This window comes from Pseudoalteromonas sp. S408 (genome assembly GCF_005886645.1).
Lineage (GTDB): Bacteria > Pseudomonadota > Gammaproteobacteria > Enterobacterales > Alteromonadaceae > Pseudoalteromonas.
The window spans coordinates 244760-256814 of record NZ_PNDY01000001.1; the positions used below are offsets into that span (position 1 = coordinate 244760).

A 12055-nucleotide genomic window follows, 5' to 3' on the forward strand; every position below is an offset into this window, starting at 1 on the left:
TACTTACTTTAATTTTATTAACCTTGAAGTAGACTAAGTGCGGCCTGTGGACGCTGATTAGCTTGCCCTAAAATAGTTTGACTTGCTTGTTGTAATATCTGATTTTTAGTTAAGTTAGCCGTCTCCATTGCAAAGTCAGCGTCTTTGATACGCGATTTCGCAGCAGATAAATTTTCAGAAATATTAGCTTGGTTTCGAATTGTTGATTGGAAACGGTTCTGTACCGCACCTAATTCAGCACGCTTTTTATCAACTACAGCAATCATTGCATCCATACCTGCAAACACTTGCTGTGCATTAGCCTGAGTAGATACACTTATCTCTGCAGCAACCATACTTGTGAAGCTAGCAGTTGCAGCTGTAATACTACCACTACCAATTTCGCTAATTCCGGCCGCAAAAGTAGACATACTTTTACCTGCAACTGCAGATGCAATCCCTGCTATACCAGACATTGTAAAACCACCGTTTGCAGAAATTGTATTAGCACTGCCACCTACATCCTGCATGCTAAACCCGATTGTTTGAACCGCATCAGCACCAATTTGAAAACTTGCAGAGTAAGTACCATCAAGCAGATTTTGACCGCCAAAAGTAGTATCGGTAGCTATACGGTTAACTTCATCAGATAATTGACGGATTTCTTCTTGGATAGCTAATCTGTCTTCATCTGTATTTGAGCCGTTTGAAGCTTGTTGTGCAAGCGTGCGAATACGCTGAAAAGTAGAGGTAATTTCATCCATAGCACCTTCAGCAGTTTGCGCTAAAGAAATACCATCATTCGCATTTCGGTTACCTTGGTTAAGACCTAATATTTGCGACTGTAAACGATCTGAAATTTGTAAACCTGCGGCATCATCTGCTGCGCTGTTAATACGAAGGCCAGAGGATAAGCGTTTGAAAGACGTATCTAAGTCACCGCCGCTTCTCTCAAGCTGCCTTTGTGCATTAATCGCACTCACATTGGTATTTACATATAAAGCCATAATAAACTCTCTTCTTATCTGTCAAAGTTAGGTCACTATCTCGTTCAAAGAAAGTGGGAATTTGACAAAGTAGCTAGATATATAGGCGTTATACTCTGCCTAGGGGCAACTATCTGCCACTTTGTAAGTTAATAATAAACTTACAAAGACAAAAGCAAGCATTAGGCCAACTTTATTTTAAGGACTGTTAAAGATTGAGAATACGTTGTCTGGTGTGTCTTGATTTAAGTTTGGGCAGTTTGAGATTGAAGGAGTATAATTAATGAATAAGGCCCGTTAAGGGCCTTATTATTTGATAAGTTTGAGAGTGGGTGACTAAAATAAACTAATGGCATAGTTTATGCTAGTACATATATGTTCTACAAATGTTAGAACAACTTGGATTAAAGCCTCCGCTGGCAAAATCCTATAGCGCCTTTGTTAATACCCCATTAAGCAAGGGCGCTTTCATTTTTTCTTCGTCAATAAATTGACTAACATCATTTCTAAAATTTTAATTAACCTAGTAGGCTAAGTGCAGCCTGTGGACGCTGATTAGCTTGTCCTAAAATTGTTTGGCTTGCTTGTTGTAAAATCTGCATTTTAGTTAAGTTTGCAGTCTCTGATGCGAAATCGGTATCTTTGATACGTGAACGCGCAGCTGATAAGTTTTCAGAAATATTTGACTGATTACGAATTGTTGATTGGAAACGGTTTTGAACCGCACCAAGCTCTGCACGTTTTTTATCAACAACAGCAATCAACGAATCCATACCTGCTAAAACAAATTGTGCATTACCTTGAGTAGATACACTGATTGTGTCAGCTCTAAATTTAGCATCAAAGTCATCCGTGCCTGCTACGGCTGCACCAGAAATATCAGAAACACCTGCGGCTAAAGTTGTCAAACCTTTACCCGTTAAGTTACTAGCAACACCTGCAATTCCTGATAATGTAAAACCGCCGTTTGCAGAAATTGAGTTTGGACCACTTGCCGTGTTGCCCACATCTTTCATGCTGAAACCGATAGTTTGTACTGCATCAGCACCAACTTGGAAGCTTGCTTTGTAAGAACCATCAAGAAGGTTTTGACCACCGAATGTTGTATCTTCAGCAACACGGTTTACTTCTGATGATAACGAGCGAATTTCCTCTTGGATAGCTAAACGGTCTTCATCAGTATTTGAACCATTTGATGCTTGCTGAGCAAGTGTACGAATACGTTGGAACATTGATGTTACTTCGTCAAGTGCACCCTCAGCAGTTTGTGCTAGAGAAATACCGTCATTCGCGTTACGGTTACCTTGATTCAAACCATTTACTTGTGATGTAAGACGGTCAGAAATTTGTAGGCCTGCCGCATCATCTTTTGCACTATTGATACGCATACCAGATGATAAACGTTGGAATGATGTATCAAGTGCATTACCTGAGTTGTTTAATTGTCTTTGTGCGTTTAACGCGCTAACATTTGTATTTACATATAAAGCCATGATGTCTCTCCTAAAGTAAACTTATCATTTACTCTCAAACTTACTAGATTAAGCAGTGGTTGTAATTTCAACGCTGTGCTTGGTTAATTAAGTTATCGGTCTAGAAAAAAAATCCTTTAGCTTTTTTTTTAAAAAATCAGACTTATTTTTTAACTTACTGAATTTATTAAATTAAAATATACAAAATTTAAATTCATCGATAAATGCAAACACCATTAAAAATGTTTATAAAGTGCTTTTATTTATGAGATAAGCGGTTAATTTAAATAAAGTATTTATTAAAAGCGAAGAGTTTTAAAGAGTAAGGCAAAGTATTGCCTTACTCTGAGTTTAATTACAAGTAATCAAACAATGAAAGGTTTGCTAAACGGCCAAAGGTTGCCTGTGATGCCTGAAGTGCAGTTTCTTGTTTGGTTAACTCAGTTATTGCTTCTGTTATATCTATATCTACTAAGTCAGATCGTGCTGATTTGTTATTAATATCTAAATCTGTATTTGATTGCAGTACTTTTTCTGCTGTATTTATTCTCCCACCCAGCCCAGCTTGTGTTAGAGACACATTATTTTTAGCGTTCATAATTTGAACAAGCGAGTCTGCAATAACTTGCTCAAACTCCTCTTCTGTTAACGCAGGGTTAGTCAGGCCTGCAATAAGTTCACTCATTGAGTTGAGCACATTTTCTTTTTTAGGTGCTTCAAGCGTAATATCAATTTGACCTGTCGCAACTGGAGTAACACTTATCTCCATACCAGCAAACTTAATAGTAGAGTCGTCAATATTGCCGGTTGCTAGTATTGTACCTGCTTGCTCAATTTGATAAGTGTTGGGTGTTCCTGCCGTTGTGATCACATTTAGTGTATTGGCACCCGCTGCCGCTGCCGGATCAGGGTTATAATTAGTTTTATGAAACGTATCAAATTGACCTTGCTCGGTCACATACACCTTAGAGCTTGTAATCCCGCCCGATACAATTCCATCGCTAGAAACAACATCTAAACGCGCATCCACTTTTTCAAATGCATCAAACCCATTATCACTTGATTTAATATTAACCCCTTCGGCTATCTTAATCATATGCTGACCTTGGTCGCCACCATACACATACAAGCCAGTAGATGAATCGAGCGAGTAAGTCTGTGTATTGTCCTGATAACCAGAAAAAATGTATTTTCCGTCTTCCGTTTTAGAGTTCATTAAATCAAGGACTGTACTTTGAAGCGCTTTGATTTCTTCGGCAAGCCCTTCTCTGTCAGCAGCACTGTAAGCACCGTTACCTGATTGAATGGTTAAAGTATGCGCTCTCTCTAAGGCGCCTTTTATGTTTTCAAGGGCACCTTCTTCTATATTCAAACGGCTATTAAGCATGGTTATATTTTTACTGTACTGCTCATTACTCTGAATTCTATCGGTATATTGAAGTGCGCGAGAAGCTGCAGCAGGATCATCCGACGCCGTTAATACACGCTTTTGAGTATTTACTTGCTCTTGAGCCTTACTAACATTTTGTTGATTGTTCAAAATTGAATTTAAACTACTTTGGTACATCAAGTTATTTGATAAGCGCATAATTACCTCGCAGCACTTAATATAGTGTCAAAAATAGTACGAGCGGTTGCAAGCACCTGCGCAGAAGCGGCGTAAGACTGTTGAAAACGTAATAAATTGGCAGCCTCTTCATCTAGGTTTACACCAGAAAGCGATTCGTACCAGGCTTCAGATTGCTGAGCAAGCGCTTCAAACGCGTCGCCATTTGTTTTTGCTTGATTAGTTACCACGCCAATATCGCTAACCAACCCAGCATAAGCCTGATTAAATGTTTTGTGGTTGTCTGAGTTTGCACCGGTAACAATATTTTGGCGCACTAGTTCACCTTGTTGTAACCCCGCTAACTTTTGACCGTTACGATTATCATCAAAACCACCTTCGTTAAACTCAAGCGTAAATGTGTCGCCGGTTTCAGGGCTGCCTTCAATATCAAAGTCAAAACCATATAATTCAAAGCCACCACCAGCCTGTTGCAACATGTCTTTTGCTGGCGAAGTTGCTGTAAAAGTACTGCTATTCACACCATCGCTTATTGTGTATTCATTTAGATTAGCGGTTTTAACAACAGTAATAGGCCCGTTTGTAAGGCCTGCTGGTGATGTTGTAAAGCTACCTGTAGTAACATCACTTACTTCACCAACCGTAATTGTGGCATTACCTATGTTGTTAATGTCGTTTGCTGTTCTTATTGGTGCTGCAAGGGCTAGATCTTCACCACGGTTGGTTGCTAAAGACATATTTGCCGCCGACTCAGAGTTAAGCTTTATTTGAAACTGATCACCTGTATTTGCAGCGCCCGCAACATTAATTTCTAAACCAAACGATTCGCCACTCGTGATTGTAGATGAATCAATGACGCCAGCGGTTATATTTGCTGTTGATGCGGTGCCTAGCGGCTCACCTTTATTATCTATGGGCTGAATCTCTACCGTTGTCGCACTGGTATAAGTGACTATAAAATCACTTGCCGGCAATTCACCGCCTTTGCCTGCTTCAAGCGTTGCAGTCATACTTGAGCTACCCGTATTCGCTGCATAAGCATAGCCACCAACCGTAGGAATATTAAAAATGTTTCCCCCAAGCTCTCCATTAGCGTCCATACCTAGCTTGTTTTGTTCATTAAAAGAATCAGCTATTGCTAAACCCATTTGGCCAATTTGATTTTGAGCCGGGACTAGCACATCGTCTCTAAATGCCAGTAATCCGCCGATTTTTCCTTTTAATTTAGATACATCAACTTCAAGCGGCACTGCCTTGCCACCATTTACATCTAGCCTAAGCTCTTTAAAATTTGGATCAGGATCGCCACGCATAGAAAACAAATTAAACGAGCCATTTTGCATTACAACTGCTTCACCTGTGCCCATAAATACAAGTTTTTCACCGTTTGGACCATCCAGTGTTTCTATGTCTATTAGCTCAGATAAATCACGGATAGCCTTATCGCGTTCATTATAAGTAGAGCTCGCATCTGCTTGGTTATTAGTGCCGTTTACAGCGGCAATATCCTGATTTAATGTGCCAATTTTTTGAATTAAGCCATTCGCCTCTTCTGTAAATACGTCTAGCTGTTCATTGACAATATTTTTCTGATCAAAAACAATGCCTGAGAGTCTGTCCATTTGATTCACTAAGTTTTCAGCATCGGTCATCACAAGCGAGCGAGCAACAGTAGATGAGGGTTGATTTAGCGACTCTTGAACATTATTAAACAATGAGTTTATACTAGTAGATAAACTATTAGAGTCTTCTGAAAACAAACTATCAACACGATTTGCTTCTGTAACAAACTGATCAAAAAACGTTTTATTAGAGGTATCTCTATTTAATTGCTCTTGCGCAAACTGATTTAACAAGCGATAGGTTTCTCCTTTTCCTACCTGGTTATCGATCATAGTTGTATGCTCAGTGCGCTCTCGCACGTAGCCTTCGGTATTTACATTCGCAATATTTTTACTTGTCGTTTGCAGTAGTTCAGAGTTAGCTCTAACCCCTGAACTGGCAATATTTAATAAGTTAAACGACATTTACTTTACTCCTTGGCGAATTACGCTTGTTGCAACATCTTTTAATTGAGCACTGTTAAGTACTTTTTTTATCTTGTCCGCGTAATTAGGATCCGTTGCATAGCCAGCTCTTTGTAAAGAATCTAAAAAATCGCTTGGCTTAGCAGTATTTTGTAATGCTTCTTGATAACGAGGATTTTGAGTTAAAAAATCAACAAAGTCGTTAACACTCTCTTTTATCGAGTCATAAGCTCTGAAACTAGCCTGCTTTTTAACAGGTGTTCCTTCTTCAAATTCTAGGGTTACTTTACTTGCCTTTTCGCCATCCCAGCTTTTATCTGATTTGATATTAAATAAGTTATTTGAACTATTGCCGTCGCTCTTATTAATAATGTGCTTACCCCAACCAGTCTCAAGTGCCGCTTGTGCAACCATTACAGCAGGGTTTAAGCCAATTTTTTGTGCTGCAGTTTTAGCGTGTTCCCACACTGTAGTAACAAACTCTTCTGTGCTTTCGAATGGCGCTGAAGATGCTTTAGGCACTTTAGAATCGGCTTTATTGTTATGCACATTAATCGCTGCATTTTCTTCGTTTTGAGTATGAGGAAGCGACGAGCCAGCACGCATATCACTTAAAAAGTCATTGGTGGTTCTCAATACAGAGCCCGGCATAAAAGTTTTGCCGTCTGGCGATAACTGCTGAACAATTAAATCAGCAAGGCCTAAAGAGCCATTTGATGAAAGCTCAGTAGATAGCTGTTGATCGTGCATGTCTTCAAAAAACTTAACACTACTTGAGTTAAGCGGACTTTCTTTATCTTCAAACGCTTCGTTAGCTTTACGCATACTTTTAAGTAACATTTGAGTGAAAATAGCTTCAAATTGCGCAGCTGCTTTTTTTAGAGCGGCTTTAGACGCATCAGTCGATGCATCACCACTGCTTAAGGCTTCTTTACGAAGTGAATCTAAATTGCCTAAATCAAAAAAGTTTTGTTTGTCTAGATGATTCGTTTCCATCAGCTTTTTGACACAATAGTGAATAATATAAATTAAAATGCAAAATTTAAGCCAGATTGGAAATGTGAATGAGGGAGTAAAAGGGAAGCTTTAGCAAAGCATTTGCTAAAGCTTAATAAATATTAAATAACAACAAGTTGACCGTTAATAGCTCCAGCTTCTTTTAGGGCTTCTAAAATAGCCATTAAGTCGCCTGGTGCAGCGCCTACCTCGTTAATAGCGCGTACTAAATCGTCTAAGCTAACACCCGGGTTAAAAACAAATGCACGAGAATCATCTTGGTTAACATCAATGATTGATTGCTGTGTCACTACCGTTTCCCCCTCAGCCAACGCATTAGGTTGAGTCACGTTTTGCTGCTCTGTAATAGTCACTGTTAACCCACCATGCGTTATTGCAGCAGGCTGCAACTTAACATTTTTGCCTATTACAATAGTACCAGTACGGGAGTTAACTATAATTTTGGCAGACATATCTGCAGGTTTAAACTCAAGGTTTTCAAGTGTTGATAAATAAGATACGCGTTGAGAGGCATCTCTAGGAGCAATCACACGAACAGAGACTGAATCGATTGCTTTTGCACTGTTAGGCCCGACTAAATCGTTAATTGTTTTTTCAAGGCGCTTTGCTGTTGTAAAATCAGGGCGATTTAAATTAAAAGTTATAAAGTCACCTTGCATAAACGGGCTTTTAACTTCACGCTCTACTGTTGCGCCACTTGGAATGCGCCCCACCGTCGGGGTATTAATAACAACACGGCTGCCGTCAGCACCTTGTGCGCCGAGGCCTCCAACAATTAAACTGCCTTGAGCTACAGCATATACATTGCCATCAGCCCCTTTTAAAAACGTTTGCAACAAAGTACCGCCACGCAAGCTACCCGCACTGCCGATAGATGAAACGGTGACGTCAATTGTTTGACCTGGCTTTCTAAAAGCAGGTAATTCAGCATGTACAGCAACGGCAGCAACGTTTTTAATTTTAGGACTTAAGCTTGCAGGTAGCGAAATTCCAAAATTGCTCAACATGCCTTTAAAGCTTTGTTGAGTAAACCGGCTTTGCTCACCAGTACCCGGTAAACCGACTACTAAGCCATAACCTACCAACTGGTTCGATCTAACCCCTTCGACCATAGAAATATCTTTAATACGCTCTGCATTTGCCGAAAAATGGCAACCTATTAGCGTGATTAAACAAATTAACTTTAATACATTCATAATGAATGCCCTCTAAAAAGGAAAAATCGAACTGCTGAAAAAACGTGTTAACCAACCTGCACTTTGCGCTTCTTGTGTTTGCCCTTTGCCAGAGTACTGAATACGTGCATTGGCTATTCGGTTTGACTCAACTGTATTATCAGAACTCACATCTTGCGGGCGTACCAAACCTTCCAAACGGATAAATTCTTCGCCAGTGTTTAAGGTTAACCACTTTTCGCCGCGAATCACTAAGTTACCGTTAGGTAGAACACGCATAACATTGACCGAAATATTGCCAAATAAGCTGTTGGATTGATTTGATTTAGAATCACCCGTAAAAGAGGCATCGCTACCAATACCAAACTGAATACTATCGCCACCAATGTTAACGGGTAAACCTCCAAGCCCTATTACAGGGTCTAGGCTTGCATCAGATTGCTTATCAGTTTCTGTTTTAGCAGCTTTCGTTGCTTGAGTAGACTCTTGTAGATTAACAGTAATAATATCGCCAGTACGCAGTGCTTTTCTGTCTGCGTATAAGTCGTTTGATACATTAGTATTAAATAACGAACCCGTTGCAACTACCGGCTCCATACTTGGTTCAGGATACATTGGCGCATAATAGGGGTCATCTTGAACAACATCACTATTTTGTGTTGAGACACAGCCACTTAAAAATAATGTACCTACCGCAAATAACATATAATGACGCATAATTCCCCCTACACCTTATAATTGCTGATTAATGTAACTCATCATTTCATCAACAGCCGAAATAACTTTTGAGTTCATTTCATAGATTCGCTGCGTTTCAATCAGGTTAACCAACTCTTCTGTTACATTTACATTTGATGTTTCAAGTGAACCCTGAATAATTGTGCCTAAGCCTTCTACACCCGGGTTACCTTGCACAGGCGCGCCACTTACAGCCGTTTCGGTGTAAAGGTTTTGCCCTACAGGCTCAAGACCCGATGGATTAATAAAATCACTAATTGTAAGCTGGCCAATAACAACGTTGTCGGCTTGGCCTGAAATACGCACAGATACTTCACCATCTTGTGAAATAGTGATTGATTGCGCATCATCAGGAACGTTCATCTCTGGTTGCACAACATAGCCAGAACCAGACGTTACAATTCGACCATCGCCATCGGTAGTAAACTGCCCATTACGAGAATAAGCAATATTGCCATCGGGTTGTAATACTTCAAAAAAGCCAGGCCCTGAGATCATCCAATCCAATGAATTCTCAGTAGTTAGCATATTACCTTGAGAAAAGTTTTTTTGGTTAGCCACTACTTTTGCACCGGCACCTAACATTAAACCAGATGGCATTTCGGTGTCTTGTGACGAGCGGCCTCCGGGCTGGTTAATATTTTGATAGAGTAAATCTTCAAAAATAGCGCGGCTTTTTTTATAACCGACCGTACTGGCATTCGCTAAATTGTTTGATATAACCGAAATATCGGTTTGTTGAGCGTCTAGCCCCGTTTTACTGATCCACAATGCTGGATTCATAATCGTGTCCTCATTTAAAGTTAAACTATGCGCATCAGCTGATCTTGTGATCTATCAAGATCTTCAGCTGTTTTCATCAGTTTTACTTGTAACTCAAATTGACGTTGATGGCTGATCATATCGACCATTTCGTGAACAGGGTTCACATTAGACATTTCTAAGGTTCCGCTTAATACTTTGACATTGGCAGAAGTATCAACAACCTCTCCTGCCTTAGGCCTAAATAAACCATCGTTCCCTTTTTCTAGTTGAAAACTATTAGCTTCAACCACCTTCAAACGGTCAACTTCTTCTAAAAACGTAGCAGGCGCCCCCTGCGGACGAACTTGAATTGCACCGTCTTCACTAAATTCAATTTTTTCGATCGGTACTGGTAAAATAACAGGCCCGCCTTCGCCAATTACTTGACGACCATGGCTGGTCATTAACCTACCTTCAGCGGTAATATTTAATGTACCCACCTTGGTGTAAGCTTCATTGCCTGAGGCATCTTGCACGCTTAACCACGCGTTATCGCTCATTGCAATATCTAGGTCTCTGCCTGTTTCGACTATGCCGCCAGAGGTCATATTAGAACCCGGACGCTCTTGCATAGAAAAAACACGCGACGGCAACCCTTCGCCAAAAGCCTGCATAGAGCGAGCTTGTGCAAAGTCTGACTTAAATCCAGTGGTATTCGCATTCGCCAAATTATTGGCTTTGAGGGCCAGCCCTTGTAGGCTTTGTTTAGCGCCTGAGGCCGCAATGTAAACCATTTTGTCCATAGCATCGACTCATTTCAAAAATCTCTATACACAGGAAATGCAAAATAGATGCCACAATAGGAAATGATGTAAAATGGTTATAAAACAAACTAAATGAAGTAAAAATAAAAAGGGCCACTTTAAAAAGCAGCCCTTAACATGGTGTTAAGTATTAAATTAACGAATCTGTAAAATTGCCTGTTGCAGTGTTGAGTTAACCTCAAGCGCACGAGAGTTAGCCTGGAAGTTACGCTGAGCACTAATTAGGTCAACCAACTCATTCGTTAAGTTCACATTAGATTGCTCTAGTGCTGATGAATTTATTGAACCTAATGTACCCGAACCTGGTTCACCTGCAATTGGCTCTCCTGACGTTAAGCTCTTTTTCCAAGAGGTATCACCAACTTGCGATAAACCCTGTGAATTAGAAAAACGAACCATCGCTACCTGACCTAAGAAAGATGTGTCGCCATTACTGTATGAAGCCACTATTTTTCCGTCGGTACCAATATCAATACCCGCTAAACGACCAACCGTAGCGCCATCTTGGTCTAGCGCTTTAACTTCAAATCGACTTGCGTACTGAGTTGGCTGCTTATTTGTAGTTGCAGCCTCATCTCGCCAATTAAGCTCTACGCCCGTATCAGGAAATGACGCGCCGTTGGTCAGTAACGAAGATAAACCAGTCCCAGCACCCGCAGGTAAAACTAACTCATCGAAACTGCTTGGGTTTGCATTAGCAACCCCATTTGTTGTTTCAGGTAAACCGCTTGAGCTAAAACCTAGGGTAGTTAAAGGTGTGTATGGCGCAGTAGTTTGCTCAGCGCCCGTTGCTGGATCAACAACTAAACCATCGAGCGTTGCATGTATATCCCACTCATTAGGGTTTGTCGTCGGATCATTTTTTACAAAAAAGTATTGTAAAACATGTGCCTCACCCAGTGAATCGTAAACAGTGGTTGAAGTTGATGAGTTATACGAAGCACTTTCTGTTGGATCAAATGGCAACGAAGGCGCATCTGCACGTGAATCTAAATTAAATGAGCTGTATACCGTTGCCGTTGCACGAGGTGATCCAGACGAATCAGGGATTTGCAGTGCCGACGAAGTACTTAAACTAACAGAGGTCGTATCGCCGGTAGCCTCATCTACAGGGAAACCTTGTAAAAAGTTACCTTTAGCATCAACGATAAAGTTATCTTTATCTAACTTAAAAGCCCCTGCTCTTGTAAAGGTAAAATCTTGCGCACCCAGGTCTTGGCTCATTGCAAAGTAGCCTTCACCTGTAATGGCTAAATCCAATGAGTTATTAGTAAATTGCAGCGAACCTTGGTGAAATTGCTGGGCAACCATAGTAGTTTGAACACCGTCACCATTTTTAGTTCTACCAGAACTAAAGACTGAAGAGGCATATACATCTGCAAACTCAGCACGTGACTCTTTAAAACCGGTTGTATTAACGTTCGCAATATTATTTGCGGTAACGTCTAAATCTTTTTGTGCGGCAGCTATGCCTGTTAATGCAATATTGAAGCTCATAATTGACCTCTAACCTATTAAATACAGCC

At 40.4% G+C, this 12055-nt stretch carries 10 protein-coding genes; all 10 read right to left on the reverse strand.

Features of this window, described 5'->3' with window-relative positions; translation table 11 throughout:
* Positions 1–17: 17 nt before the first annotated feature.
* On the reverse strand, positions 18–986 hold the full coding sequence (locus CWB62_RS01250; RefSeq protein ID WP_010555890.1) for a flagellin N-terminal helical domain-containing protein: 969 nt from the start codon (positions 984–986) through the stop codon (positions 18–20).
* A gap of 497 nt (positions 987–1483) precedes the next feature.
* The gene (locus CWB62_RS01255; RefSeq protein WP_058403529.1) at positions 1484–2458 is read right to left on the reverse strand and encodes a flagellin N-terminal helical domain-containing protein; all 975 of its coding nucleotides are present in this window, start codon (positions 2456–2458) and stop codon (positions 1484–1486) included.
* Positions 2459–2792: 334 nt separating this feature from the next.
* Positions 2793–4025: a flagellar hook-associated protein FlgL gene (gene flgL, locus CWB62_RS01260; protein WP_058403530.1), complete on the reverse strand. Its 1233-nt coding sequence runs from the start codon at positions 4023–4025 to the stop codon at positions 2793–2795.
* Between the two features lie 2 nt (positions 4026–4027).
* Positions 4028–6031: a flagellar hook-associated protein FlgK gene (flgK, locus tag CWB62_RS01265; RefSeq protein WP_138528766.1), complete on the reverse strand. Its 2004-nt coding sequence runs from the start codon at positions 6029–6031 to the stop codon at positions 4028–4030.
* Entirely contained in the window at positions 6032–7027 is a 996-nt protein-coding gene (gene flgJ, locus CWB62_RS01270; RefSeq protein WP_058403532.1) for a flagellar assembly peptidoglycan hydrolase FlgJ, read from the reverse strand.
* 122 nt (positions 7028–7149) lie between these two features.
* Positions 7150–8244 (reverse strand): flagellar basal body P-ring protein FlgI, encoded by a 1095-nt coding sequence (locus CWB62_RS01275; protein WP_058403533.1) that lies wholly within the window; start codon positions 8242–8244, stop codon positions 7150–7152.
* Positions 8245–8256: 12 nt separating this feature from the next.
* A complete protein-coding gene (flgH, locus tag CWB62_RS01280) occupies positions 8257–8940 on the reverse strand; it encodes a flagellar basal body L-ring protein FlgH (RefSeq protein ID WP_006792704.1) in 684 nt (227 codons plus the stop codon).
* A 15-nt stretch (positions 8941–8955) separates the two neighbouring features.
* Complete coding sequence (gene flgG / locus CWB62_RS01285) at positions 8956–9744, reverse strand: flagellar basal-body rod protein FlgG (RefSeq protein ID WP_006792703.1); 789 nt, start codon at positions 9742–9744, stop codon at positions 8956–8958.
* 20 nt (positions 9745–9764) lie between these two features.
* Complete coding sequence (locus tag CWB62_RS01290; protein WP_138528768.1) at positions 9765–10508, reverse strand: flagellar basal body rod protein FlgF; 744 nt, start codon at positions 10506–10508, stop codon at positions 9765–9767.
* Between the two features lie 156 nt (positions 10509–10664).
* The gene (flgE, locus tag CWB62_RS01295; RefSeq protein WP_058403535.1) at positions 10665–12026 is read right to left on the reverse strand and encodes a flagellar hook protein FlgE; all 1362 of its coding nucleotides are present in this window, start codon (positions 12024–12026) and stop codon (positions 10665–10667) included.
* Positions 12027–12055: the final 29 nt, after the last annotated feature.

Bases quoted from the DNA above. Each gene is read 5' to 3' on its own strand.
- CWB62_RS01250 (WP_010555890.1), bottom strand. From the start codon at position 986: ATGGCTTTATATGTAAATACCAATGTGAGTGCGATTAATGCACAAAGG.
- CWB62_RS01275 (WP_058403533.1), bottom strand. From the start codon at position 8,244: ATGAATGTATTAAAGTTAATTTGTTTAATCACGCTAATAGGTTGCCAT.
- flgK (WP_138528766.1), bottom strand. From the start codon at position 6,031: ATGTCGTTTAACTTATTAAATATTGCCAGTTCAGGGGTTAGAGCTAAC.
- CWB62_RS01290 (WP_138528768.1), bottom strand. From the start codon at position 10,508: ATGGACAAAATGGTTTACATTGCGGCCTCAGGCGCTAAACAAAGCCTA.
- flgJ (WP_058403532.1), bottom strand. From the start codon at position 7,027: ATGGAAACGAATCATCTAGACAAACAAAACTTTTTTGATTTAGGCAAT.
- flgE (WP_058403535.1), bottom strand. From the start codon at position 12,026: ATGAGCTTCAATATTGCATTAACAGGCATAGCTGCCGCACAAAAAGAT.
- CWB62_RS01255 (WP_058403529.1), bottom strand. From the start codon at position 2,458: ATGGCTTTATATGTAAATACAAATGTTAGCGCGTTAAACGCACAAAGA.
- flgG (WP_006792703.1), bottom strand. From the start codon at position 9,744: ATGAATCCAGCATTGTGGATCAGTAAAACGGGGCTAGACGCTCAACAA.
- flgH (WP_006792704.1), bottom strand. From the start codon at position 8,940: ATGCGTCATTATATGTTATTTGCGGTAGGTACATTATTTTTAAGTGGC.
- flgL (WP_058403530.1), bottom strand. From the start codon at position 4,025: ATGCGCTTATCAAATAACTTGATGTACCAAAGTAGTTTAAATTCAATT.